At 62.1% G+C, this 26442-nt stretch carries 22 protein-coding genes; 10 read left to right on the forward strand and 12 right to left on the reverse strand.

All coding sequences use genetic code 11. From position 1 onward, the window contains the following. Positions 1-198: 198 nt before the first annotated feature. The 8 genes from BM416_RS06125 to BM416_RS06160 all read right to left on the reverse strand — a co-directional run bounded on the left by BM416_RS06125 (position 199) and on the right by BM416_RS06160 (position 10405). On the reverse strand, positions 199-1800 hold the full coding sequence (locus BM416_RS06125; RefSeq protein ID WP_027603840.1) for a flagellar hook-associated protein 3: 1602 nt from the start codon (positions 1798-1800) through the stop codon (positions 199-201). Between the two features lie 14 nt (positions 1801-1814). After that, the gene (gene flgK, locus BM416_RS06130; protein ID WP_092486539.1) at positions 1815-3863 is read right to left on the reverse strand and encodes a flagellar hook-associated protein FlgK; all 2049 of its coding nucleotides are present in this window, start codon (positions 3861-3863) and stop codon (positions 1815-1817) included. Between the two features lie 10 nt (positions 3864-3873). Further along, positions 3874-5142, reverse strand: coding sequence for a flagellar assembly peptidoglycan hydrolase FlgJ (gene flgJ, locus BM416_RS06135; protein ID WP_092486542.1), 1269 nt, complete (start codon positions 5140-5142; stop codon positions 3874-3876). Between the two features lie 4 nt (positions 5143-5146). Next, the gene (locus BM416_RS06140; protein WP_033901075.1) at positions 5147-6235 is read right to left on the reverse strand and encodes a flagellar basal body P-ring protein FlgI; all 1089 of its coding nucleotides are present in this window, start codon (positions 6233-6235) and stop codon (positions 5147-5149) included. Positions 6236-6262: 27 nt separating this feature from the next. After that, a complete protein-coding gene (flgH, locus tag BM416_RS06145; protein ID WP_092486545.1) occupies positions 6263-6958 on the reverse strand; it encodes a flagellar basal body L-ring protein FlgH in 696 nt (231 codons plus the stop codon). Between the two features lie 53 nt (positions 6959-7011). Further along, positions 7012-7797 (reverse strand): flagellar basal-body rod protein FlgG, encoded by a 786-nt coding sequence (gene flgG, locus BM416_RS06150; protein WP_027603835.1) that lies wholly within the window; start codon positions 7795-7797, stop codon positions 7012-7014. Between the two features lie 72 nt (positions 7798-7869). Continuing rightward, on the reverse strand, positions 7870-8610 hold the full coding sequence (locus BM416_RS06155) for a flagellar basal body rod protein FlgF (RefSeq protein ID WP_065924946.1): 741 nt from the start codon (positions 8608-8610) through the stop codon (positions 7870-7872). Between the two features lie 232 nt (positions 8611-8842). Beyond that, the gene (locus BM416_RS06160; protein WP_065946832.1) at positions 8843-10405 is read right to left on the reverse strand and encodes a sigma-54-dependent transcriptional regulator; all 1563 of its coding nucleotides are present in this window, start codon (positions 10403-10405) and stop codon (positions 8843-8845) included. A 257-nt stretch (positions 10406-10662) separates the two neighbouring features. On the opposite strand from BM416_RS06160, the gene phhA reads away from it, so the two are divergent. The 3 genes from phhA (at position 10663) to BM416_RS06175 (ending at position 13109) form a co-directional block, all read left to right on the forward strand. Next, positions 10663-11454 carry a phenylalanine 4-monooxygenase gene (gene phhA / locus BM416_RS06165; protein WP_092486548.1) on the forward strand — a complete coding sequence of 264 codons (792 nt, stop codon included), beginning with the start codon at positions 10663-10665 and terminating at the stop codon, positions 11452-11454. Between the two features lie 105 nt (positions 11455-11559). After that, the gene (locus BM416_RS06170) at positions 11560-11916 is read left to right on the forward strand and encodes a 4a-hydroxytetrahydrobiopterin dehydratase (protein WP_010208721.1); all 357 of its coding nucleotides are present in this window, start codon (positions 11560-11562) and stop codon (positions 11914-11916) included. Beyond that, positions 11916-13109, forward strand: a complete 1194-nt coding sequence (locus BM416_RS06175) for an amino acid aminotransferase (protein ID WP_092486551.1) — start codon at positions 11916-11918, stop codon at positions 13107-13109. Before BM416_RS06170 ends, BM416_RS06175 begins: the two co-directional genes overlap by 1 nt. 65 nt (positions 13110-13174) lie before the next feature. Here BM416_RS06175 and BM416_RS06180 read toward each other — a convergent pair whose 3' ends face one another. Beyond that, complete coding sequence (locus BM416_RS06180) at positions 13175-13984, reverse strand: UDP-2,3-diacylglucosamine diphosphatase (protein WP_027603830.1); 810 nt, start codon at positions 13982-13984, stop codon at positions 13175-13177. Between the two features lie 137 nt (positions 13985-14121). Between BM416_RS06180 and BM416_RS06185 the strand changes: the two genes are divergently transcribed. The 3 genes from BM416_RS06185 (at position 14122) to BM416_RS06195 (ending at position 16268) form a co-directional block, all read left to right on the forward strand. Continuing rightward, entirely contained in the window at positions 14122-14871 is a 750-nt protein-coding gene (locus BM416_RS06185) for a helix-turn-helix transcriptional regulator (RefSeq protein ID WP_092486554.1), read from the forward strand. A gap of 99 nt (positions 14872-14970) precedes the next feature. Continuing rightward, positions 14971-15855 (forward strand): DMT family transporter, encoded by an 885-nt coding sequence (locus tag BM416_RS06190; RefSeq protein WP_092486556.1) that lies wholly within the window; start codon positions 14971-14973, stop codon positions 15853-15855. Positions 15856-15986: 131 nt separating this feature from the next. Beyond that, on the forward strand, positions 15987-16268 hold the full coding sequence (locus BM416_RS06195) for a hypothetical protein (protein ID WP_092486559.1): 282 nt from the start codon (positions 15987-15989) through the stop codon (positions 16266-16268). A gap of 41 nt (positions 16269-16309) precedes the next feature. On the opposite strand, the gene BM416_RS06200 is transcribed toward BM416_RS06195, so the two are convergent. After that, entirely contained in the window at positions 16310-16597 is a 288-nt protein-coding gene (locus BM416_RS06200) for an Rdx family protein (RefSeq protein ID WP_065924939.1), read from the reverse strand. An 84-nt stretch (positions 16598-16681) separates the two neighbouring features. Here BM416_RS06200 and BM416_RS06205 point away from each other — a divergent pair, with 84 nt between their 5' ends. After that, entirely contained in the window at positions 16682-18871 is a 2190-nt protein-coding gene (locus BM416_RS06205; RefSeq protein ID WP_027603825.1) for a patatin-like phospholipase family protein, read from the forward strand. Between the two features lie 20 nt (positions 18872-18891). Here BM416_RS06205 and BM416_RS06210 read toward each other — a convergent pair whose 3' ends face one another. Then, complete coding sequence (locus tag BM416_RS06210; protein WP_092486562.1) at positions 18892-19326, reverse strand: MarR family transcriptional regulator; 435 nt, start codon at positions 19324-19326, stop codon at positions 18892-18894. Positions 19327-19447: 121 nt separating this feature from the next. Next, on the reverse strand, positions 19448-21574 hold the full coding sequence (recQ, locus tag BM416_RS06215) for a DNA helicase RecQ (protein WP_092486564.1): 2127 nt from the start codon (positions 21572-21574) through the stop codon (positions 19448-19450). A gap of 279 nt (positions 21575-21853) precedes the next feature. Between recQ and BM416_RS06220 the strand changes: the two genes are divergently transcribed. The 3 genes from BM416_RS06220 (at position 21854) to BM416_RS06230 (ending at position 26435) form a co-directional block, all read left to right on the forward strand. Next, the gene (locus BM416_RS06220) at positions 21854-22441 is read left to right on the forward strand and encodes a UPF0149 family protein (RefSeq protein WP_027603822.1); all 588 of its coding nucleotides are present in this window, start codon (positions 21854-21856) and stop codon (positions 22439-22441) included. A gap of 20 nt (positions 22442-22461) precedes the next feature. After that, positions 22462-22845 (forward strand): YbaN family protein, encoded by a 384-nt coding sequence (locus BM416_RS06225; protein ID WP_027603821.1) that lies wholly within the window; start codon positions 22462-22464, stop codon positions 22843-22845. A 119-nt stretch (positions 22846-22964) separates the two neighbouring features. Continuing rightward, on the forward strand, positions 22965-26435 hold the full coding sequence (locus BM416_RS06230) for a hybrid sensor histidine kinase/response regulator (protein WP_092486568.1): 3471 nt from the start codon (positions 22965-22967) through the stop codon (positions 26433-26435). The last annotated feature ends 7 nt before the right edge of the window (positions 26436-26442 follow it).

Consider the following 26442-nt stretch of genomic DNA (forward strand, 5'->3'; position numbering starts at 1 on the left):
CATAAAAATCTCGCTGAAAGCCGCCCCGCAAGGACCCTGTGACGACTTATCCTTTTCACACGATACAGTGAAGATGCGCTTTATGACTCACAGGTCACTCAATTGTGTGTGCTTTGTGCAAAACCTTCAAACAATTAAGTCCCAGAAACGGCAACGGCCCGCCCTGTTTCCAGAGCGGGCCGCTTGACTTGACGCCACTTACATCTTGTTGAACAGGCTCAACTGCGAGACTTTCACGAAAGCCAGCTGCGAGGCCTCCAGCATGGTTTGCTGCAGGGTCAGGTTGATCGCTGCCTCGCCCATGTCAATGTTGGCCAGGTCACTCATCGTGGTCTTGTTGGCCAGGCCGACACTGGTGTTTTCACTGGACTGCACCGTGAGTGCATTCTGTCGCGCACCGATGGAGCCACGCACGTTGTCCACCTGGTCGGCCGAGTTGGTCAGGTTACTGACCGCGGCGTTCAGGGCGTCCTGAAGCTTGACCCGCGCACCGGGAATACCATCCGCCGGCTGTTCCAGGGCCTGGCGCAGCTGGCTCAGGGTGTCGAGGGCATTCTGGGTTTTCTGGGTGGTGTTGCCGACCGAAAACTGATCGCCGGTGTTCGGCGTACCGCTCAACTCGAAGGTGACACCCGCGGCGGTGATCGTGTCCTTGGCTGGCGGCGTACCGCTGACGATCACGCCATTATCGACAATCGGCTTGCTGTCGGGGGTATACGGCTGGGCATACACCTTATAAGCAGTCGGGTCGACATCGTCGAACTTGATCAGTACGCCGCTGTTGGGAAACGTACTGGAGTAGTCGGCTGCACTGCTGACGCGGGCATTGGTCAGTTGCGCCGCCGAAGTGTTGCTTGCGGTGCGAGAGACATTGAACGCGTCCGGCTTGGCGGCCAGGGTGAACTCACGCCCTGCGACCAACGCATCGGCATCCGGCCCGGTGGCCACGCCGGTGAGGTCCGCGGTGATATCGAATTTGACCCCGCGTACATTGATACTGGCGCTGCCTTCCTTGGTGGAGTCGAACGTACCATTACCTGGAAGCTGCGAAGTAATGTCGTTGTTGTCCTTGTCGGTCACAACGTACTGCGTGCTACTGGTAAAGGTCACCTTATAGGGCTGGCCGTCGGCAAACTGCTTGGTGTAATCGATGCCCGACGTTACCAGGCCTGCCGAGATCGCGACCTTGTGGTCATCCACCGTTGCAGGCGTCGTGTAGGTGGCTTGGGTGCGGCTGGTGTTGACCGCGCCTTCCAGGATGGTCTTGCCCGTATCGCTGGTGCGCACCTTCAGCGTCTCGGAAACCTGCAGGCTCAGCTCGTTTTCGTCGCCTTGATAGCTATAAGTACCATCATTGTTGCGCGAGTACGGCGGCGTGTCGGTCTTGGAACCGGAGAACAGATAGTTGCCCGCCGCATCCTTGCTGTTGAGCAAACCCAGCAACTGGTTTTCCAGCGCGCCCACCTCGACCGAGATGGACTTGCGGTCAGCATCACTGGTCACGCCACCCGCGCGCAGCGCCAACTGGCTGCCGGCCTGGATGGTGGTATTGATCGCCTCCAGCACGCTTTCTTCGTTCGTCAGGGTATTTTGAATGCTGGTGATATTGCCGCTGTACTGGGCCAGCATGTCTTTTTGCTGTTGCAGCATGAGCAGGCGCTGGGCGGCAACCGGATCATCCGAAGCGGTCTGTACACGCACGCCGGAGCTCGCCTGTTCCTGGGCCTTCACAACGCTGGAATAGTTGTTCTGATACTTGACGGCACTGGTGTCGTAATACTGCTGTGTAGAAATGCGCATCGTCCCAGACTCCCTTAAAGACTATTGATCAGCGTGCTGAAGGTTTCTTGCGCAGCCTTGATGATCTGCGACGACGCCGTGTAGTACTGCTGGAACTTGATCATGTCGCCCGCCTCTTCATCCAGGTTCACCTGGGATACGGAGTTGCGCGCGTTCTTGTTGGCGGCCAGCAGCGCACCGGTAGCGGTGTTGTCAGTGCCGGCCGAAGCGGCCTTGGCGCCGACGGTGGAGACCAGCTTGCTGTTGGCGCCCACCAGGCTGGTGCCGCCGCTGCCATCGGCCGCCAGGCCCACGGTTGCCTTGGTCTGCAGGTCGAGCAGTGCCTGGGCGTTGCGATTGTCGGACTTGCCAGTGGCATTGAACGAGAACGAGGTGCCGTCGCCGTTGGCCGGCGAACCGCCCACCGTGGTGTCGAAACTGAAGCTCTTGGCTGGCGACACCAAGGCACCGCTGGCATCACGCATCGGCACGCTGATGCTGATCTTATTGGCCTGTCCCGGAATGATGGTGCCGGAACCGATGGGATCGCCCTGGGCGTTACTCAGCGTATAAGGCTGGGTGCCATCGGCCGCCGGTTTACCGAAAACCATCTTCACCGGCATCGAGTATTCGATGCCGGTACGCAGTTGTGCCGTATCGGCACCACCCTGTATGTCCAGGGGCACGGTGAGCGTCGGCGGCGTGAAGGTGCCGGTGCCCTGGTTGGTCTTGCTGGCCTCGCCCTGCAACGGCGCGGCAAAGGCAATCTTGCTGGGGTCGCTGAGGACCGTGCCGATTTCCTTGGCGCCGTTGGCGGTGGGGCTGACCTTGAAGCTGTCACCGGCCTGCACCGCACCGCTCTTGACCGCCAGGGTGAACCCATCGATGACCGGAGGCGGCGTGGCACTGAGGTCATAGGTGCCCATGGCCTTGCCGTCGGAACGCAGTACCGTGACCTTGTTGAGGTCGGTACCGTCGTTGAAGCTGACCTTGTAATCGAAGTTGGTCAGCTGAGTGGTGTCCTTGATCGTCACGCCCAGGGCACCGTCGCCCAGGTTGCCTTGGGCAGCCAGGCTACGCAGGGCAACCGAGGCAGCGTTGTTGATGTCGGTGAACATCGAGGCGCCGAACTCGCCATTGAGGTCCAGGCCCTGGCCCAACTGGCTGTTGACCGTATCGGCGGTGGCAATCGCGATGCGCCCCAGATCATTGATCGCAGGAATCAACGCGTCGCTGCGATAGCGCAACAGGCCGCCGATGCTGCCGCCGCTGATCACGTTGCCCAGATCCATCGTCGTACCGCCGGCCGCATTGAGCTGGATCGTGTACTGGCTGGTGTCGCTCTTGCTCGGTACGGCGGAAATGGTATTGGACTTATCACCCAGCACCAGGGATTGGCCGCTACCGGTGCTGACGCTGAACACACCGTTCTTCTCAGTGGCGGTCACACCGATCAGCTCATTGAGCGAGCGCACGGCTTCGGCGCGCGAGTCCAGCAGGTTGGCCGGGGTGGTGTTCGACGAACCCTGCACCTGGGCGATCTGCTTGTTGAGAGAGGCAATCGACGAAGTCAGTTGGTTGACCTGATCGCTCATCGAGGACAACTGGCTGTTAATGGTCTCTTTCTGCTGGCTCAACTGGCTGGAAATGGAGTTGAACCGGTTGCTCAGCGTCTGGGCGTTCGTGAGCAGGATCTGGCGGGCCGAGGTATCGTTGGGGTTCGCCGAGGCGGTCTGCACAGCAGCGAAGAACGAACTGAGTACCGCCGACATGCCAGTGGTCTTGTCCGACAAGGTCTTGTCGACGGCACTGACCTGATCCAGGTAAGCCTTGGCATCGCTGTTGAGCGAGGTGCTGTTCTGGTAGGCGGTGTCCAGGTATTCGTTGTACACCCGACGCACGTCGGCCAGGGTGGTGCCGCTGCCGATGAACACGCCGCCATACTGGTTCGACGCATTTGCGCTCTGGGTGGTCTGCTGACGCGAATAGCCCGCGGTATTGGCGTTGGCGATGTTGTTACTCAAGACCGACAACGATCCTTGAGCGGCGTTAAGCCCCGACATCCCGATATTGAGCAAACTCATGGTTCAGACCTTATAAATGAGTGGTCGCGCCCGCGGCAGCGTAATTCTGGTAACTGTTCATGGTTTTTGCGATCTGCGAAATCTTGCTGGCGTAGGCCGGGTCCGTGGCGTACCCGGCTTTTTGCAACTCGCGTACAAACTGTTCGGGGTTATCGGCCGATTTCACAACTTCTTTATAGCGATCATTGCTTTGCAGCAATGTCACGAGATCATGGAAGCTGTCCTGGTAGGAGGCGTAGGAACGGAACTGCGCCGTTTCCTTGACCATCGCCCCATCACGAAACTCGCTGGTGATTGCACGGGCCTGGCCGCCCTGCCAGCTCTGGCCGGCCTTGATGCCGAACAGGTTGTGGCTGCTGCTGCCATCCTCGGCACGCATCACCGACTTGCCCCAACCGGTTTCCAGGGCGGCCTGGGCCACCAGGTACTTCGGATCGATACCGATACGCGCGGCCGCCGCCTTGGCCATCGGCAACATGGTCGCGACAAACTCATCCTGGGAGCTGAACGCCTTCTTCACCGGTGCCAATGGCGGCTGGGCCACGGCGCGGCCGTAGACCTGCATGCGCCCGCTCGGCACGGCAAACGTGCGCGCGGTGCTGTTGACCACATTGTCGGCGGCCGCGCTGTTACGCAACGGTGCCGCCTGGGCAACGGTGGCGGTGTCGGTGCTCGGCACGATACCGGCGAGCAGGCGATCGGTGAGCTTGCTCGGCAAGGCGATACGGCGCTGGTTCATCAGTGCGATGTCATTGCTGTGGGCCGCTGCAGCGCCCGCCTGGGGCTCCGCCACGCGATAGGCCCACAGTGGACGCTGGCCATTGGAACGCCCCAGCGGGCCCTCGGCCTGGGTACCGGCGGCAATTTGCGTCGGCACATCGACTTTCTTGACCGCCTCGGCCGCCGCCGGGCCCTGCAAGGTGGCCGCCTGGGCGTCCACCGGCTTGTTCTTCTGCATCTGGCGCATCAGCACATCGGCCAGGCCGATACCGCCGCCTTCGCGGGACATGGAAACCGCCAGTTGCTGGTCGTACATTTCCTGGTACTGCTTGGCGGCCGGGGTGTTCATCGGGTTGTCCTTGCCCAGGGCCTCGGTGGCCGAGCGCATGGACTTGAGCATCTCGCTCAAGAACAGCGATTCGAATTCCTGCGCCACCTTGCGCATGTTGCCTTCGCTGTTCTTGTCGCCGACCTTCAGTTGGTTCAGGCGATTCAAGTCGGAATACGAACCCGAATCCGCCGTGCTGGTCAGGCCGCTGTTACGCATGTCCATGGCCATGGCCTTAAATCACGATCAGGTCGGCTTGCAACGCGCCGGCCTGTTTCAAAGCTTCGAGGATCGCCATCAAGTCGCCTGGCGCTGCGCCCACCTGGTTCACTGCACGCACAATCTCATCCAGGGTGGTACCGGGGCCGAACTTGAACATCGGCTTGGCTTCTTGCTGGGCATTCACTCGCGAGCGTGGCACCACCGCCGTCTGGCCATTGGACAATGGCCCAGGTTGGCTGACGATCGGGTCCTCGGTAATGGTCACGGTCAGGCTGCCGTGGGTCACTGCGGCCGGCGAGACCTTGACGTTCTGGCCGATCACGATGGTACCGGTACGCGAATTGATGATGACCTTGGCCACCGCCTGGCCCGGATCGACTTCGAGGTTTTCCAGGATCGACAGGTAGTCCACGCGCTGGCTGGGGTCCAGCGGCGCGGTGACGCGGATCGAGCCACCGTCGATAGCCTGGGCCACGCCAGGGCCGAGCATGTCGTTGATCTTGTCGACCACACGCTTGGCGGTGGTGAAGTCCGAACGGTTGAGGTTCAAGGTCAGGCTGTTGCCCTGGTTGAAACCGCTCGGCACCGTACGTTCAACCGTAGCGCCGCCCGGGATACGCCCGGCCGACGGCACGTTGACGGTGATTTTCGAACCGTCGCGACCTTCGGCGTCGAACCCGCCCACCACCAGGTTGCCCTGGGCGATGGCATAGACGTTACCGTCGATACCTTTAAGCGGGGTCATCAGCAAGGTGCCGCCCCGCAGGCTTTTGGAGTTACCGATGGACGACACAGTGATGTCGACCACCTGGCCCGGCTTGGAAAACGCCGGCAAGTCGGCACTGATCGACACCGCCGCGACGTTCTTCAACTGCACGTTGCCCGAACCCGCCGGCACCTTGATGCCGAACTGCGAGAGCATGTTGTTGAAGGTCTGCAGGGTGAACGGGGTCTGGGTGGTCTGGTCGCCCGTACCGTTGAGCCCCACCACCAGACCGTAGCCGATCAACTGGTTGGAACGCACGCCAGAGATGCTGGCGATGTCTTTCAGGCGTTCGGCCTGGGCGACTGCGCTCAGACTCAGCAGGAGTGCCGCCGCCATCAGCTGTTTGAGTTTCAAAGTGGCCACCTAGAAAGGGAACAGCGGGCTAAGGAAGAAACGGTCGAACCAGCCCGGCTGACTCGCATCAGCGAACGAACCCGTACCCGAGTAGGTAATGCGTGCATCGGCAATCCGCGTCGACGACACAGTGTTGTCGGTGGAAATATCATCGGCACGGACCATGCCGGCAATACGCACCAGCTCGTCGCCGGTATTAAGCGTCATCCACTTCTCACCGCGCACGGCGATGATGCCGTTGGGCAATACATCGGCCACCGTCACAGTGACCGAACCGCTCAAGCTGTTGCCCTGCGCTGCCGCGCTCTTGCCGTTGGTGGCGCGATCACCGCTGTAGCCGGCATTCAGACTCAGGTCACCATTGCCCAGGGGGTTATTGGTGTTGGGCACGGCGCCAAACAGCGAGCTCAAACCAATGCTGGCCGTACTGGTCTTGTCGATCTGGGAGTTGGCGTTCTTGCTCGCCTGGGTTCTCTCGTTCAGGGTGATGGTGATGATGTCACCCACGCGGAACGCCTTGCGGTCGCTGTACAGGTTCTGTTCGAAACCGGCCTGGTAGATCGAGCCATTGTTGGCCGCCGCCGGCAACGGCGTGCGCGGCAACACCGGCGCGTAGTACGGGTCATTGGGTTTTGGCGTCGGGGCGACACAGCCCGCGAGCACGGCAATCCCACTCAATGCCAGAACGGAAACATAGCGATTCATGACCCTTACCTCACGGTGTTGCAGGCGCTCTCAGGAGCGCCCCATAGACTTGATTACAGATTCTGCGTTACGAACGAAAGCATCTGGTCGGCGGTGGAAATCACCTTGGAGTTCATCTCGTAGGCGCGTTGAGTGGTGATCATGTTGACCATCTCTTCAACGGTGCTGACGTTGGAGGTTTCCAGGGTGCTTTGCAGCGTGGTGCCGAAACCGTTCAGGCCAGGGGTGCCGATTTGCGGCGCGCCGCTGGAAGCGGTTTCCAGGAACAGGTTATTACCCATCGCCTGCAGGCCGGCCGGGTTGATGAAGTCGGCGGTTTGCAGGTTGCCGATCACTTGCGACGCCGGGTTACCGGCCACGGTGATCGACACGGTGCCGTCGTTGCCGACGGTGAAGGTCTGGGCGTTGTTCGGCACGACGATAGCCGGTTCCAGGGCGAAACCGTTGGCCGTCACGATCTGGCCATTGGAGTCCAGGTGGAAGGTACCGTCACGGGTGTAGGAAGTGGTCCCATCCGGCTGCAGGATCTGGAAGAACCCTTTACCGTTGATGGCCATGTCCAGCGGCTGCCCGGTCTGCTGCAGGTTACCGGCGTTGAAGTTCTTCTGGGTGCCGACGATCTTCACACCGGTACCCAGTTGCAGGCCCGACGGCAATTCGCTGTCCTGGGTCGACTGGGCGCCTGGCTGGCGCTTGATCTGATAGAGCAAGTCCTGGAACTCGGCGCGGTCACGTTTGAAACCCGTGGTCGACACGTTGGCCAAGTTGTTGGAAATGGTGGTCAGGTTGGTGTCCTGGGCGGACAGGCCTGTTTTGGCAACCCATAGAGCCGGAAGCATGCTGTTCTCCTTCGTGCGCCTGTTTGTTGGCGCTGCGCTGCAAAAATTAGTAGTCGGTCAATAACGCGGCTATCAGCTCATCGCCATTACGCGAGTCATGGCCTGGTCGTCTTCCTTGGCGCTGTTCATCATCTTGATGTGCAACTCGAACTGCTTGGAAAGCGCCAGGACCGCGGTCATTTCTTCAACCGCGTTGACGTTGCTCGCCTGCAGGAAACCCGAGGTCAGCGTGACGTTCGCATCGGCGACGGCCGGCTGGCCATCCTTGGTATGGATGGTGCCATCCAGGCCTTTATTCATATTCTTGAGGTCGGGCTGGACCAGCTTGATGCGGTCCACTTCAGCCATCACCCGCGGGCCTTCGCCCATGGCGCGGATGCTGATGGTGCCGTCGGCGCCCACTTCGACTTTCTGCTGCGGCGGTACGGCGATCGGGCCACCGTTGCCCATGATCGGCATGCCATTGCCGGCGCGCAGCACACCCAGCGCATCGACGTTCATGCTGGCACTGCGCACGTAGGCTTCACCGCCATCCGGGGTTTGCACCGCCATCCAGCCATTGCCGTTCACCGCCACATCCAGGTCGCGACCGGTCTCGATCATGGCGCCGGGGCTGAAGTCGGTCGCAGGTCGCTCGGTCATGGCAAACGCACGCGCCGGAAAGCTGTCACCGAACACCGGCATCGAACGCGCCTGTTCCAGGTCGCGTTGGAAACCGTTGGTGGAAATGTTCGCCAAGTTGTTGGCATGGGCCTTCTGCGCCAGTGCATTCTGGCTGGCGCCGGTCATTGCCACATAAAGGTACTTGTCCACGCTCTTTCCTCTTTCTGACGCAGGCTTGCCGCCCACCGCTGTACTGATGAGGCTTAAGCAATTTGCGAACCAACTTTTAAAAACAGGGGAAAGTCCAGGCGGGGCTGGGGTTTGCGGGCAGGCAGCAGGATTTGAAGGACTGGAGATAGTCGAAAAAACGGCGGACTTATGCCGCTTACGGCAAGTACCCGTCTTACGGGTGACAGAGAACCAATGCGGGGGGCGCAGTTGGTTATTTGTCCGCCTTGAGGATTTCGTAATCGCGCAACTTATTGGCGATGGTGGTGTGCGACACCCCCAGGCGTTTCCCCAACTGCCGGCTGCTGGGATGCTCGGCATACAGGCTCTCCAGCACCGCCTTCTCGAAGCGCCCGACGATTGCCTCCAAGCCGCCCTCCAGGGAAAAGTCGCCAAGGGGTTGGCGCACGCCGTAGTCCGGCAGGCGGATGTGTTCGACCTTGACCGTCCCGCCGTCACACAGCGATACCGCCTGGAACAGCACGTTTTCCAACTGCCGCACATTCCCCGGCCAGTGGTAGTGGCTGAGCTTGTCCATGGCGGCAGGCGCCAGCCTGGGCAACGGGCAGCCGATCTGCCGGCTGGCCTGGTCGAGAAAGTGCTCGACCAGGGGCGCAAGGCCGTCGAGGCATTCGCGCAGGGGCGGGATATGCAAGGACAGCACGTTGAGGCGGTGATAGAGGTCCTGGCGGAATTCGCCACGGGCGCAGAGTTCGGAGAGGTCCACCTGGGTGGCGCAGATCACCCGCACATCCAGGTACACCTCTTCGTCACTGCCCACGCGCCGAAAGCAGCCGTCCTGCAGGAAGCGCAGCAATTTCACCTGCAAGCGCGCGCTCATTTCCCCGACACCATCGAGAAACAACGTACCGCCGGCCGTCAGCTCCAGCAGCCCGAGCTTGCCTTCGGCCCGCGCGCCTTCAAACGCGCCGGGGCCGTAGCCGAACAATTCGGTCTCGGCCATCGACTCGGGCAACCCGGCGCAGTTCAGCGCCATCAACGGCGATTGCCCGCGCGGGCTGGCCAGGTGGCAAGCGCGCGCCAGCAGCTCCTTGCCGGTGCCGGTTTCGCCTTCTATTAATAGAGGCGCATCCAACGGCGCCATGCGCCGGGCTTCACGCACCACGGCGGCCATGACCTTGGAGCTTTGGAAGATACTGTCGAAACCGCGCAACTCCTGTTTGCGCACATTGTAGATACGCTCGCCCACGCGGTCGGCACGGTGCAGGGTCAACACGGCGCCGGCCATGGCTTCGCTGTCGTCATGTTCGGAGGATTGCAGCGGTGCGATATCCGCCAGGAACACGTCACCCTTGACCTTCACCCGCAGGCCATTGATCCGCGATTTACTCGCGCGCACCAGTTCCGGCAAGTCGAAATCCTCGGCGTAGCGCGACAGCGGAATGCCCGGCACCTCGTCCACCCGCACCCCGAGCAACTGCGCGGCCGCACGGTTGGCGGCGACGATGGAGCCGCCCATGTCGATGGACAACACCGGAAACTCAAGCGCACCGAGCAGCGCATTGAGTTCCATATGCCGACGCTCACTGGGCATCAGCCCTACCCTTTTGACGCCAAACACCCCGGCAATCGCCTCGAACTGCGGGCGCAACGCCTGGAATTGCATATTCACCAGGTTTGGGCAGAACAGGTAAATGGCGTTGCCATGCTCGCCGCCCACCTCACCCTTGGCGACGTTGACGCCGTACTCCACCAACAGGTTGAGGATGTCCCGCAGGATGCCGATGCGGTTCTGGCAGTGCACTTTGATACGCATGAAAAGGCCCGGAAAGTGGGTAGGCGCCGCGTCTTTTTGTCGCTGGGCGCAGATAGTCGTCAAGATTATGTGACAGCTCGGGGGCTTTTCCCAGCCCAATACGCCAACCAGCCGTGCTTCCGTAACGAATACTTTACGAATATTGGTAATTTTTCCTACGCGCAAGCCCTTGAAGCCGATGGCATCTCGCCGCGTACGGCGTATCAATAGGCTCATCCCAGGACATAACAAGAACGAATGCCTAGCAGGAGAGCCGTATGAAGCAAACGCACTACGTGGCCCGCGAGCCCGATGCGCAAGGTTTTATCCACTACCCGCCGGAAGAGCACGCGGTGTGGAACACCCTGATCACCCGCCAGTTGAAAGTGATCGAGGGCCGCGCGTGCCAGGAATACCTGGACGGCATCGACAAGCTCGGCCTGCCCCTGGATCGCATCCCGCAACTGGGTGAAATCAACCAGGTGCTGGCCGCGACCACCGGCTGGCAAGTCGCTCGCGTGCCGGCGCTGATTCCCTTCCAGACCTTCTTCGAATTGCTCGCCAACAAGCAGTTCCCGGTGGCGACCTTTATTCGTACCCGCGAAGAACTGGATTACCTGCAGGAACCGGATATTTTCCACGAGATCTTTGGCCACTGCCCGCTGCTGACCAACCCGTGGTTCGCCGAATTCACCCACACCTACGGCAAGCTCGGCCTGGCGGCCACCAAGGAGCAACGGGTGTACCTGGCGCGCCTGTACTGGATGACCATCGAGTTCGGCCTGGTGGACACCCCCGAAGGTCGGCGTATCTACGGTGGCGGGATTTTGTCGTCGCCCAAGGAAAGTGTTTACTGCCTGTCCGACCAGCCTGAGCATCAAGCCTTCGACCCGCTGGAAGCCATGCGCACGCCGTATCGCATCGACATCCTGCAACCGCTGTATTTCGTATTGCCCAACCTCAAGCGCCTGTTCGAAGTGGCGCAGGAAGACATCATGGGCATGGTCGAGCGCGGCATGCTGCTGGGCTTGCACGCCCCAAAATTCCCGCCCAAACCAAAGGCTGCTTGAACTGCGTCTTTTAAGGCCAGGTGAGTCTGTTCCCTGGCTCCGCGTTGCTTTAGGGTGACGCCACTGACGACCGTTTTTAAACACTCGAATTCAGGACACCACCACATGACCACCTTGAACCAAGCCCACTGCGAAGCCTGCCGCGCCGATGCCCCGCAAGTCAGCGATGAAGAACTGCCGGTGCTGCTCAAGCAGATCCCCGACTGGAACATCGAAGTACGCGACGGCGTGATGCAGCTGGAAAAGGTTTTCCTGTTCAAGAACTTCAAGTTCGCCCTGGCCTTTACCAACGCCATGGGTGAAATCTCCGAAGCCGAAGGCCATCATCCGGGCCTGCTCACCGAATGGGGCAAGGTCACCGTGACCTGGTGGAGCCACTCCATCAAGGGCCTGCACCGCAACGACTTCATCATGGCCGCGCGCACCGACGAAGTGGCCAAGGACGCCGAGGGCCGCAAGTAATGCATTTCGATGCCATAGGCCGGGTGCCCGGCGACCCGATCCTCGGCTTGATGGACCTGTATGCCCAGGACGCCAATCCGAACAAGTTCGACCTTGGCGTGGGCGTCTATAAGGACGACCAGGGCCTGACGCCGATTCCAGCTTCGGTGAAGCGCGCCGAACAGCGCCTGGTCGACACCCAGGCCACCAAGACCTATATCGGCGGCCACGGCGATGCAGCATTCGGCAGCCTGATCAGCGAACTGGTGCTGGGCGCCGACTCCGCCCTGCTGCGCGAACACCGTGCCGGCGCGACCCAGACCCCAGGCGGCACCGGCGCCCTGCGCCTGAGCGCCGACTTTATCGCCCACAACCTGCCCGGCCGTGGCGTGTGGTTGAGCGACCCGACCTGGCCGATCCACGAAACCATCTTTGCCAAGGCCGGGCTCAGGGTCAGCCATTACCCCTACGTGGGCGCGGATAACCGCCTGGATGTGGCGGCGATGCTGGCAACCCTCTCCACCGTGCCCAAGGGCGACGTGGTCTTGCTGCACGCCTGCTGCCATAACCCGACCGGCTTCGACCTGTCCCAGGATGACTGGCGCCAGGTGCTGCACATCGTGCGCGAGCGCCAGTTGCTGCCACTGATCGACTTCGCCTACCAGGGCTTTGGCGACGGCCTGGAGCAGGACGCCTGGGCGGTGCGCTTGTTGGCGGCTGAACTGCCGGAAGTATTGATCACCAGTTCGTGCTCGAAGAACTTCGGCCTGTACCGCGACCGTGTCGGCGCGCTGATCGTGTGCGCGGCGGACGCCGAGAAGCTGAAGGATGTACGCAGCCAGCTGGCGAACACTGCGCGCAACCTGTGGTCGACGCCACCGGACCATGGTGCGGCGGTGGTCGCGACTATCCTCGGTGATGCCGAACTGAAAAAGCAGTGGAGCGAGGAAGTCGAAGCCATGCGTGCGCGAATCGCGCAGTTGCGCTCCGGACTGGTGGAGGCGTTGGCGCCCCATGGCCTGGCTGAGCAGTTTGCGCACATCGGGGCGCAACGTGGGATGTTTTCCTACACCGGCTTGAGTGCCGAGCAGGTCAAGCAACTGCGCGAGAAGCACAGCGTGTATATGGTCAGTTCGGGACGGGCCAACGTGGCGGGTATTGATGCGACACGCCTGACGCTCCTGGCCGAAGCCATCGCCGACGTCTCCCACTGACGAAACCGGGACTGAAAATGTGGGTGGGGGCTTGCCCCCTCCCACATTTTGACCGAGCACACCCCTCAGCTGGCGACCATCTCGGCTTTCAGCAGCGCTTCTTTCGCCTGGGCATCCGCCAAGCGATACAACTCGATGCTCCCGTCCCAGTGCTCGATCAACGCCGTGCACGACTCCACCCAATCCCCGCAGTTGAGGTAATCCACCTCGCCCACCTTGCGAATCTCCGCATGGTGGATATGCCCGCACACCACGCCATGCAACTCGCGCCGGGTCACTTCATGGGCGATGGCTTCTTCAAAATCGCTGATAAAGCTCACGGCGGTTTTGACCTTGTGTTTCAGGTACGCCGACAAAGACCAGTAGCCATAGCCGTAGCGGGCGCGCCAGTGGTTCAACCAGCGGTTCAAGGTGAGGGTGAACTCGTAGGCCGAGTCGCCCAGGAACGCCAGCCAACGGTGGTAGCGAGTGATCACATCGAACTGATCGCCGTGGATCACCAGCAGATGACGACCGTCGGCCGTCACATGCACCGCCTCATCCACCAACTGGATATTGCCCAGGATCAGCTTGGAGTAGCGGCGCAGGAACTCGTCGTGGTTGCCGGTCACGTAGATCACCTCGGTCCCGCGCTTGGCCATGGTCAGCAGGCGACGGATCACGTTGGTGTGGGCCTGGGGCCAATACATGCCGCCGCGCATTTTCCAGCCGTCGATGATATCGCCCACCAGGTAGACCTTATCGGCGTGGTAGCCCTTGAGGAACTGCGACAGGTGTTCGGCCTGGCAATCCCGGGTGCCCAGGTGCACGTCGGAAATCCACAGGGTACGAACCCGCTGCTTGCGGCTGGGCTTGGTGAACTCGGCACTGGTCATGGGCATCCCTCGACGCTGTTTTCGCGAGCTTGCGCCCTGGCGATTAATAGCCCATGACAGTCGTGCGTCAGTCCGATGACAGCGCCCGCCGGCCGCGAAGCGTTGTAGACTGGCGCCCTGCCGCCCAGGAGACCGCGATGAGACCGTCGCTCACGCTACGCCACTACCTCGAAGCGCCCATCGCCCACAGCCATGACCATGCACAGTTGGTGTTCGGCCTGTCCGGCCACCTGGACCTGGAAGTCGACGGCCGTGGCAGCCAGGTGCGCGAAAGCAGCGTGATGGTGCTGCCCTTCTCCGCCCACCACGCCTGTGGCAGTCGCGATGGCAGCCGCTGCCTGGTGCTGGATGTGCCCACGGAGCATTGGCTCCTGCAATCCCTGGGCGAACACGCCGACGCCAGCCGCCGCCTGCTCGATCAACCGGCACGCCTGGCCCTGGATGCCCGGCAGCACCAACTGGTGCAATGGCTGGCGCACGGCCCTGTGGATGATCCACTGATCGTCCAGCAGGGTGCGGTGCTGTTGCTGGCCAGCCTCAATCATTCGCAGGCCCCGCAGGTGCCGGGCCGGCGCCTGCCGTATGCAGCGTTCAATGGGCATATCGAAAAGCACCTCGCCCACCCCCTTCAAGTCGTTGACCTGGCACGCATCGCCGGCCTATCAGCGGCGCGCCTGCATGCGCGGTTCATGGCCGAGTGCGGGCAGACGCCCATGGATTACATCCGCAGTCGGCGCCTGCAACTGGCCCTGAACCTGCTGCGCGAGACGCCGCTGCCCATCGGTGAAATCGCCGTGCGGGTTGGCTACACCTCACAAAGTGCCTTTGCCGCCGCTATGCTGCGCGAATTCGGCGCCTCTCCCGGCACATTGCGGCGCGCCCCATAGGGCGAGCCTTGCGCTAAAAATCGCGAGTCCCACGACAGACGCACACACCTGTACCCTCTAGACTGCGAACCTGTCACTCCCGTTGGTTCAAGGATCGCAATGACTCCCCGTTCAGCCCTCGGCGCCCTGCATATCGGCGCATTGATGTTTGGCCTTACCGGCGTCTTCGGCAAGCTGGCGGCAGCCTCGCCGGCCATCATCGTCTTCGGTCGCGCCGCGTTTGCCGTGATTGCCCTGGCAGTGTTTGCGCGCTTCGCCAGCAACGCCCCCTGGAAAACCCTGGCGCTGCAGGACTGGCGCCGCCTGCTGGTCAGCGGCGTGTTGCTGGCGGCGCATTGGGTGACGTTCTTCATTGCCGTCAAGGTCGCCGGCGTGGCCGTCGCCACGCTGGGATTCACCGCATTCCCGGCGTTTACCGTGATCCTCGAAGGGCTGATCTTCCGCGAGCGTATCCGCGCCAATGAAATCGTGCTGGTGGCTTTGGTCACCGTTGGCCTGGTGCTGGTGACGCCGGACTTCAATCTCGCCAGCGAAGCCACGGGCGGCCTGCTTTGGGGGATTGTCTCGGGTTTGCTGTTCTCATTGTTGTCGCTGAACAACCGCGCCAGCTCCGGACGGATTCCCGCCGTGCAGGCAGCGCTGTGCCAGAACGTGGTGGTCGCGGTGTGCCTGCTGCCGGTGGCCGCGCCGGGGCTGGCGGACGTGCGCGCGCTGGACTGGTTGTGGATCGGCCTGCTTGGGGTGTTCTGCACCGGCCTGGCCCACAGCCTGTTTGTCGCCAGCCTCGCGGTGATCAAGGCGCGCACCGCCTCGGTGGTGTTCGCCATGGAGCCGGTCTACGGCATCACCGTGGCCTGGCTGCTGTTTGCCGAAACCCCGACCCTGCGCATGCTGCTGGGCGGCGCGTTGATCATCGTCGCCATCGTGCTTTCCGGGATGATGGGCGGCGCCAGCCAGGCCAGACAGCCCGCAGCAGCGACCTGATCTATACTTTAAACATCCGCAACAGTCAGCCGTCGTTCAACGGATACAGACTCCTCGACGACAGCCATGGCGTTTCCTGAAGTTGCTGCACGCGAGTGGTCACTCCATCAACGCGATGCAGGGGTTTCATCATGGAAATGTTCATCAGCTTGTTGGTTCAGATCATCAGCGGTGCCGTCGGTGGCAATTTGGCCGGCATGACCAAACAAAGCCTGGGGACCGGCCTCAATACCATGCTTGGCGGTATCGGTGGGCTGGTGCTGGGCCAGGTTGTCGCGACACTCACGGGCACCTCCGGCGGCGAAGCCCTGGATGTGGCGGCGGTGGGCAGCAACATCGTCGGCGGCGGTGTCGGCGGCCTGCTACTGACCTGGGTCGTGGGCTTCATCAAAAGCAAGATGGCCGCCAAATAGCGGCGCGCCAAGGGGTCACCGCCCGGCTGTGGCGGTGACCTTCATGGCGTACGGTCGTTGTGGCCCAGGTCCCGTTGTGGATCGATCTGGTCGCGCACCCGTTGCTTGAGCACCTTGGCTTCAGGGAAGCCACCATCCGCCTTGCGCTCCCAGATCTGCACACCGTCGCAGGTGATCCGAAACGCACCGCCGGTGGCCGGCTCCAGCGCCACCCGGCCGAGGTCATCGGCAAACGTACTCAACAACTCCTGCGCCAGCCACGCGGCGCGCAGCAGCCACTGGCACTGGGTGCAATAGGTGATGACAATCTCGGGTTTGCTCAGCGACATAATTTGAGAGGCTCCTGGCGTAACGGGCTCGGCGGATCGGATGGCTATAATACCGGCCTTTATCGCCCAGCCTCGAGATTCATGATGCGCCGCCTGTTGTCCTGCCTGTTCCTGTGCCTGCTCCCGCTTCTTGCCGACGCCGTTGAGACGCCCCGCCCCAAAATCGGCCTGGTGCTGTCCGGCGGTGCCGCCCGAGGCCTGGCCCATATCGGCGTGCTCAAGGCCCTGGAGGAACAGGGTATTCACATCGACGCGATTGCCGGCACCAGCATGGGCGCGGTGATTGGCGGGCTGTATGCGTCGGGCTACAAGATCGATGAGCTGGAAAAACTGGCCCTGGGCATCGACTGGCAACAGGCGCTGTCCGACGCACCGCCACGGGAAGACGTGCCGTTTCGACGCAAGCAGGATGACCGGGATTTCCTGGTCAAGCAGAAACTCAGCTTCCGCGATGACGGCAGCCTCGGCCTGCCCCTTGGCGTGATCCAGGGCCAGAACCTGGCGCTGTTGCTGGAAAGCATGTTCGCCCACACCAGCAACACGCGTAATTTCGACAAGCTGCCGATCCCCTTTCGTGCCGTGGCCACCGACATCACCACCGGCGAGAAAGTGGTATTCAGCAAGGGCCACCTGCCCCAGGTGATCCGCGCCAGCATGTCGATCCCGGCCGTGTTCGCGCCGGTGGAGCTGGATGGCCGACTGCTGGTGGATGGCGGCATGACCGATAACATCCCACTGGATGTGGCGCGTGAGATGGGCGTGGACATCGCCATCGTGGTCGACATCGGCACCCCGTTGCGTTCACGCAAGCAACTGGCAACGGTGGTGGACGTGCTCAACCAGTCCATCACCCTGATGACCAGGCGCAACTCCGAAGAACAACTCAAGGCCCTGCAGCCCAGGGATGTCCTGATCCAGCCGCCCCTGGCCGCCTATGGCGTGACGGATTTCGGCCGCGCCAAGGACATGATCGATGCCGGCTACCGTGCCACCCGCGCCCTTGACGTTCGCCTGGCCCATTTGCGCCCCGCCGAGCCGATCGACCCGCAACTGGTAGCCGCGCGTACCCCGGGCGAACGCACCCCGGTGATCACCGCGATCAAGGTGGAGAACGACTCGAAGGTCAGCGACGACGTGATCCGCTATTACATCCGCCAACCGCTGGGCCAACCGCTGGAACTTGGCCGCCTGCAGACCGACATGGGCACCCTGTATGGCCTGGATTACTTCGAGCAGGTGCAATACCGCGTGGTGAAAAAGGGCCAGGACAACACCCTGGTGATCAGCGCGCGCGGCAAACGCAGCGGCACCGACTACCTGCGCCTGGGCCTGAACCTGTCGGACGACATGCGCGGCGACAGCGCCTTCAACCTCGGCGCCAGCTACCGCATGAACGGCATCAATCGCCTGGGTGCCGAGTGGCTGACGCGGGTGCAGATCGGTGATCGGCAGGAGCTTTACAGCGAGTTCTACCAGCCGATGGATACCGGTTCGCGCTACTTTGTCGCGCCGTATATCAGCGCCCAGGCACAGAACGTCGAGCTGATCCTGGACAACGACCCCATCTCCGAATACCGCCTGGAACGCTACGGCTTCGGCCTCAACGTGGGGCGGCAGATCGGCAACAGCGGCGAGATCCGCTTCGGTGTCGGCGAGGCCTGGGGCAAGGCGGATGTGCGCATCGGCGACCGCGACCTGCCAAGTGTGAGCTTCAGCGAAGGCTTCTATGAACTGAAGTACTCCTTCGACTCCCTGGATAACGTGTACTTCCCCCACAGCGGCGAGGACATTGGCCTGGCCTTTCGCGAATTCGAACCGGGGTTGGGCTCGGACCAGCGCTATCGACAATGGGAGTTCAAGCTGGACAAGGCCATGAGCCATGGTCCGGACACCCTGGTACTGGGCGGGCGCTACGGGCGCACCCTGGATGATTCGGACGTGGTGATTTCCAGCTTCCTGCTGGGCGGTGCGCGGCAGTTGTCGGGCTTTCGCCAGGATGCGATTTCCGGGCAGAACATCAGCTTGATGCGCGCGGTGTACTACCGCCGGCTGACACCACGCTCCTACCTGCCGCTGGACTTCCCACTGTACCTGGGCGCGTCCCTGGAACGCGGCCGGGCGTGGAACAACGACAATGAATTCGACAGCGGCTATATCAACGCCGCGAGTATTTTCCTCGGGTTTGATACGCCGCTGGGGCCGCTGAATTTCAGCTATGGGTTCAACGATGATAATCAGAAGGCGGTGTACCTGAACCTCGGGCAAACCTTCTAACCTTTGCTACGGGGCTCGGATCAGGACTTTTCCAGGTTCGCCAGGATGTGCCCATGCACCCGCATGCAGACACGCATATCTTCTTCGTCAACGCCCATAAACAGTTCCTGGCGCAACGCCGTGGCGATAGTCTCGATCTGCTCGATCAACGGCTTGGCGGTGTCGCACAGCAAGATGCGCTTGGCGCGACGGTCTTCCACCACGGCCTGGCGTTGCACCAGGCCCTGGCCTTCGAGGCTGTCGAGCAACCGGGCCAGTGTCGGCCCTTCTACGCCGACGCTTTGCGCCAGCTCACGCTGGGTGGGGGCATCTTCAAAACGGGCCAGGTGCAGCAGCACCAGCCAGCGCGCCTGGGACAATCCCAGCCCGGCCAAGCGGCGGTCGAGCTCGGCGCGCCAACCTCGGGACATTTGCGCCAGTTGCATGCCAAAACGGTGTTGATCGGTTAACGGCATAAAAAACTCATGGTTTAGACTGAAAATAAAGTATGGCTAATTATTAGTCAGCTAAGCATGAGCCATGTCACTAGGCAAGAGTTGCTATGTACTGATTCGTTACATTGTCGTAATTGGCACACTAAATTTCGAATTCAGACTGCAAAGCGGCCCGTACGCAGTACAAAACCCCTTCAGGAACACGCCCGGTAAACAGCGGTGCAATCTCCGCAACCGGTGGCAATTCGCCTTCTCCGTCCAGGAATGCATCCTGGATTTCGCCGAGCAAATCTTCCGGCAAATCAAGGGCCTGCTCCAATGACAACTGCTGCTTGCCGATGGCTTCGGCCAGCAAGGTGTAGACGTTTTTCTCCGAGCATTGCAGCTGGCCGGCGATCTGCATCGGGGTCATGCCGGCGCGTGCCAGGCTGATCAGTTCATGGCGAATATCGGCGATTTCCTTCGGTGCTTCGGCCTGGCCACCGAGCACTTCGAGGAACGCCTGGCCGTAGCGCTCCAGCTTACGCGCACCGACGCCGCTGACCCGCGCCATTTCGGCCATGGTGGTGGGCTGCTCGCGCAGCATTTCCAGCAAGGTGGAGTCGGGGAAAATAACGTACGGCGGCACGCTGTGTTCCTGGGCCAGTTTGCGTCGCAGGGTACGCAGGGCTTCCCACTGTTCGCGCTCCTCACCCCGTACAAGCTGGCTGGCCTGGCTGGTGCTGGTCTTGGCGGTGGTTTGCGGCTTGAGGTCGCGGCGCAGCTCCAGGCTCACCTCGCCCTTGAGCAGCGGCCGGCAGCTGTCGTTCAGGCGCAGGCCGCCATACCCTTCGATATCGATGTCCACCAGGCCGCGCGCGACCATCTGCCGGAACAGCGAACGCCACTCGCCCTCGGCACGGGCCTTGCCGACGCCGTAGACCGAGAGTTTCTCGTGGCCGAAGCTGCGTACTTTTTCGTTGTCCTTGCCCAGCAATACATCAACCAGATGACCGACGCCATAACGCTGGCCGGTGCGATAGATCGTCGACAGCGCCTGGCGCGCGGGCTCGGTGGCGTCCCAGGTCTGCACCCCATCGATGCAGTTATCGCAGTGGCCGCACGGTTGCGGCATGTCCTCGTCGAAGTAGGCCAGCAAGGTCTGGCGGCGGCAGCGGGTCTCTTCACACAACGAGAGCATCGCGTCGAGCTTGTGCTGCTCCAGGCGCTTGTGGCGCTCATCGCCTTCGGAGTTCTGCAGCATCTGCTTGAGCATCACCACGTCCTGCAGGCCGTAGACCATCCAGGCATCCGCCGGCAGGCCATCACGGCCGGCACGCCCGGTCTCCTGGTAATAGGCCTCGAGGGACTTGGGCAGGTCCATATGGGCCACGAAGCGCACGTTGGATTTGTCGATGCCCATGCCGAACGCGATGGTGGCCACCATGATCAGGCCTTCCTCGTTGAGGAAGCGCTTCTGGTGGGCAGCGCGCGTTTCGTTGGGCAGGCCGGCGTGGTACGGCAGCGCCGGGTAGCCCTGCTCGCAGAGGAACGCAGCCACTTCATCGACCTTCTTGCGCGACAGGCAATAGACAATGCCCGCATCGCTGCGCCGCTCGGAAAGGAATGCCAGCAACTGCTTGCGCGGCTGCTCCTTGGGCACGATGCGGTAGAAAATATTCGGCCGGTCGAAGCTCGACAGGAACCGCTCGGCGTCCTGCAGGTGCAGGCGCTCGACGATTTCTTCACGGGTGCGCTTGTCGGCCGTGGCGGTCAGGGCGATACGCGGGACATCCGGGAACAGCTCCGCCAGTTGACCGAGCTGCAAATATTCGCGGCGGAAATCATGCCCCCATTGCGATACGCAGTGGGCTTCGTCGATGGCGAACAGGGCAATTTCCAGGCTCTGCAAAAACGCCAGCATGCGCGGCTGCACGAGGCGCTCAGGTGCCAGGTAAAGCATCTTCACTTCACCGCGCTTGATCCGCGCGGCCAGATCGCGTTGCTGCTCGGCACTGAGGGTGGAGTTCAAGGCGGCGGCGGCAACGCCGAGTTCTTCCAGGGTCGCAACCTGGTCGTCCATCAACGCGATCAAGGGCGACACCACCACCGCCAGCCCGTTGCGCAACAACGCCGGCACCTGGAAGCACAACGACTTGCCACCGCCGGTAGGCATCAGGACCAGGGCATCACCGCCCTTGGCCACGCGCTCAATGATCGCACCCTGGCGGCCACGAAAACTGTCGTAGCCGAAGATGTCCTTGAGGACGCGTTGAGCCTGATCGAGCATGTATAACTCCAACAAAATAGTGCCGAAATCCCTCTGTACAGGCTGGTCGAAAAAATACGGGCTCACGGAAAATAATCCGTAAGCGAAGTTTTCTCGACCTGGCGCTTGGCCTGCAGGGGCATCACAAAACGCGGCAGTATACCCGAGCGTCATCCGGCAAAGGGTGCCGCTGACGAATTGCAGCCCGTCTCTAAAACCTGGCAAATATGCATGCCGACTGGCTTGGCCGCGCAAGAAAGCCTAGAATTCAGCATCGTTTATTCCCAAGGTAGTCCTTCAATGTCCTTCGCTGAGCAACTAACCCGCCTGCAAGCCTTCCTCGACGCCGATGAGCTGCATGACGAGGCGCTGGACTACGTGGCCGCCCACGGCTACCTGACCGCCCTGTCGATCTGCTCCGAGGTCGTTCCCGACCGTGAATGGATCGACGCACTGTTCGCCGAAGAGCCGCACTACGCCGACGCCGCCCAGCGCGAAGAAATCGAATCCACCCTGCTGGCCCTCAAGGCCCACATCTCGCGCCAACTGGCCTCCGATGAAGAGTTCGAGTTGCCGTGCGAGCTGGACCTGGGCGAAGAGCCGGACGACTCCGACCTGCGCGGCTGGTGCATCGGCTTCATGGAAGGTGTGTTCCTGCGTGAAGCCGCCTGGTTCGAAACCGCCGAGGAAGAAGTCAGCGAAATGCTCTTGCCGATCATGGTCGGTTCGGGGCTGTTCGAGGAAGAAGCTGAATTTTCCGACATCGCCGCCGACGCCAACCTGATGGACGACATGATCGTACAGATCCCGGAAGCGCTGACCGCCCTGTACCTGCTGTGCAACGCCCCTGACGAAAAACCGGCGATCCTCAAGCCACGCCACCACTGAGTCGCTTGCCCGTGACACCCATGGGCAATCGCTCGCTGCTCCTGCGCTACGTGCTGCTGGCCATCGGCTGGCTGAGCGTAGCGTTGGGAGTGATCGGTATTTTCCTGCCGGTATTGCCGACCACCCCGTTCCTCCTGCTCGCCGCCGCCTGCTTCGCTCGCAGCTCCCCGCGTTTCTACCAGTGGCTGGTGGAACACCCGCGCCTGGGCCCCTGGATTCGTGACTACCTGGACGGCAACGGCATCCCTCTCAAGGGCAAGGTCTACGCCATCGGCCTGATGTGGCTGAGTATCGGTTTTTCCTGCTACCTGGTGCCGTTGCCATGGGCACGTGGCTTCATGCTGACCAGCGCCGTGCTGGTGACAATCTACATCCTGCGCCAGAAAACCCTGCCACCGCGCTGAGCGCCCCCTGCGACATTAGATCCCACACGACCTTGGTCGACACTGACTAACCCCAGGCATCATGCGAGACTGTCCAACCGGGCCTGGAATGCCTGGGTGTTCTCATGCTCGGAGTTACCATGACGCTGTCCAGCGGGCTGATCGCCGCCGTTGCCCTGGCCTATATGGCCATTATGTTTGCCATCGCCTTCTACGGGGACCGCCGCCGTGCGCCGCTGCCGCCGCGCATGCGTGCCTGGGTCTATAGCCTGTCGCTGGCCGTCTACTGCACCAGTTGGACCTTCTTCGGCGCCGTAGGCCAGGCCGCCGAACAACTGTGGGCGTTCTTACCGATCTACCTGGGACCGGTGCTGTTGCTGGTGTTGGCGCCCTGGGTCCTGCAGAAGATGATCCTGATCAGCAAGCAGGAAAACATCACCTCCATCGCCGACTTCATCGCCGCACGCTATGGCAAATCCCAGTCCCTGGCGGTGGTGGTCGCGCTGATCTGCCTGGTGGGCGTGCTGCCTTATATCGCCCTGCAACTCAAAGGCATCGTGCTGGGGGTCAACCTGCTGATTGGCGCAGGTGCCGATACCACCGGCACCCGAGCCCAGGACACCGCCTTGATCGTGTCCCTGGTGCTGGCGCTGTTCACCATTGTGTTCGGTACCCGCAACCTCGACGCCACCGAACACCACCGCGGCATGGTACTGGCGATTGCGTTTGAATCGTTGGTGAAGCTGTTCGCCTTTCTTGCGGTCGGGGCGTTTGTGACCTACGGCCTGTACGACGGTTTCGGCGACCTGTTCAGCCAGGCGATGCTCGCGCCACGCCTGGAGGAATACTGGAAGGAAACCATCAACTGGCCGTCGATGGTGGTGCAGACCGGCGTCGCCATGATGGCGATCATCTGCTTGCCCCGGCAGTTCCATGTGACGGTCGTGGAGAATATCGACCCCCAGGATCTGCGCCTGGCCAAGTGGGTGTTCCCGGCCTACCTGATCCTCGCCGCGCTGTTTGTCGTGCCGATCGCCTTGGGCGGCAAAATGATGCTGCCCGGCTCGGTGCTGCCGGACTCCTACGTGATCAGCCTGCCCATGGCCGAAGCCCACCCGGCCCTCGCCGTGCTGGCGTTTATCGGCGGTGCGTCGGCGGCCACCGGCATGGTGATCGTGGCGAGCATCGCCTTGTCGACCATGGTCTCCAACGACATGCTGCTGCCCTGGCTGCTGCGCCGTTCCAGCGCCGAGCGGCCGTTCGAAGTGTTCCGCCACTGGATGCTGTCGGTGCGCCGGGTCAGCATCGTGATCATCCTGCTGCTGGCGTATGTCAGCTACCGCCTGCTGGGCTCCACCGCGAGCCTGGCGACCATCGGCCAGATCGCGTTTGCCGCGGTGACTCAACTGGCCCCGGCCATGCTTGGCGCACTGTATTGGAAGCAAGCCAACCGACGCGGTGTATTTGCGGGGCTGGCGGCGGGTACGTTCCTGTGGTTCTACACCTTGGTCCTACCGGTTACCGCGAAAAGCCTGGGTTGGTCCCTCGCCATTTTCCCGGGGCTGACGTGGATGCATTCGCACCCGCTCGGTTTGTCCGTCACCTCACTGACCCTGGGCACCGTGTTTTCCCTGGCGGGTAACTTCACGCTGTTCGTGTGGGTATCGATGCTGTCGCGCACGCGCGTGTCGGAACACTGGCAAGCCGGGCGTTTTATCGGCCAGGAAATCAGCCCGCGCGCCAACGCTCGCTCGATGCTGTCGGTACAGATCAGCGACCTGCTCAGCCTGGCCGCGCGGTTTGTCGGCGAAGAACGGGCCCAGCAGAGTTTTATCCGCTTCGCCTATCGCCAGGGCAAAGGCTTTAACCCCAACCAGAATGCCGACAACGACTGGATCGCCCACACCGAGCGACTGCTGGCCGGCGTACTCGGCGCATCCTCGACCCGGGCCGTGGTGAAAGCGGCGATCGAAGGGCGGGAAATGCAGCTGGAAGACGTCGTACGCATCGCCGACGAAGCGTCCGAAGTGCTGCAATTCAATCGTGCCTTGCTGCAAGGCGCCATCGAGAACATCACCCAGGGCATCAGTGTGGTGGACCAGTCCCTCAAGCTGGTGGCCTGGAACCGGCGCTATCTCGAATTGTTCAATTACCCGGACGGGCTGATCAGCGTAGGCCGACCGATTGCCGACATCATTCGCTACAATGCCGAGCGCGGCCTGTGCGGGCCGGGGGAAGCCGAGGTACATGTGGCGCGCCGCCTGCACTGGATGCGCCAGGGCCGCGCGCATACCTCAGAGCGGCTGTTCCCGAATGGGCGGGTGATCGAGCTGATCGGCAACCCGATGCCCGGCGGCGGCTTCGTCATGAGTTTCACCGACATTACCGCGTTCCGCGAGGCCGAGCAGGCACTCACCGAGGCCAACGAAGGCCTCGAACAACGGGTGACCGAGCGCACCCACGAACTGTCGCAGCTCAATGTGGCGCTCACCGATGCCAAGGGCGTGGCCGAGTCCGCCAGCCAGTCAAAGACCCGCTTCCTCGCGGCCGTCAGCCATGACCTGATGCAACCGCTGAACGCCGCCCGCCTGTTCTCCGCCGCCCTTTCCCACCAGAACGACGGCCTGTCCAGCGAAGCCCGGCAACTGGTACAGCACCTGGACAGCTCGCTGCGTTCGGCCGAAGACCTGATCAGCGACCTGCTGGATATCTCGCGCCTGGAAAACGGCAAGATCAACCCGCAGCGCCAGCCCTTTGTGCTCAACGAACTGTTCGACACCCTCGGCGCGGAATTCAAGGCCCTGGCCCAGGAACAAGGCCTGCGTTTTCGCCTGCGCGGCAGCCGCTTGCGCGTGGACAGTGACATCAAGTTGCTGCGGCGGATCCTGCAGAATTTCCTGACTAACGCTTTCCGGTATGCTGACGGCCCGGTGCTGCTCGGCGTACGCCGGCGCAAGGGCGAGCTGTGCCTGGAAGTCTGGGACCGAGGCCCTGGTATCCCGCTGGATAAACAGAAGGTGATCTTCGAAGAGTTCAAGCGCCTGGACAGCCACCAGACCCGCGCCGAGAAAGGCCTGGGCCTGGGCCTGGCGATTGCCGACGGCCTGTGCCGGGTGCTGGACCATCGCCTGAGCGTGCGCTCATGGCCCGGCAAGGGCAGCGTGTTCAGCGTGCGTGTGCCGCTGGCACGCAACCAGGCCAGCCCGCAGGTCAAGCCTACCCAGGAGAACGGCCTGCCGTTAAGCGGCGCGCAAGTACTCTGCGTGGACAACGAAGAGAGCATCCTGATCGGTATGCGCAGCCTGCTGACACGCTGGGGCTGTGAAGTGTGGACCGCCACCGACCAGGCCCAATGTGCGGCGCTGCTGGAGCAAGGCGTACGCCCGCAACTGGCACTGGTGGATTACCACCTCGACCACGGAGAGACCGGCACCGAGCTCATGGGCTGGCTGCGGGCGCAAATGGCGGAGCCGATTCCCGGCGTGGTCATCAGTGCCGACGGCCGCCCGGAGATGGTGGCAGAGGTGCATGCGGCGGGGCTGGATTACCTCGCCAAACCGGTGAAGCCCGCCGCGCTGCGGGCGTTGCTGAGTCGACACTTACCGCTATAAACCGGAT

It is taken from the genome of Pseudomonas sp. NFACC42-2 (assembly GCF_900116055.1).
GTDB classification, from domain to species: Bacteria; Pseudomonadota; Gammaproteobacteria; order Pseudomonadales; family Pseudomonadaceae; genus Aquipseudomonas; species Aquipseudomonas marginalis.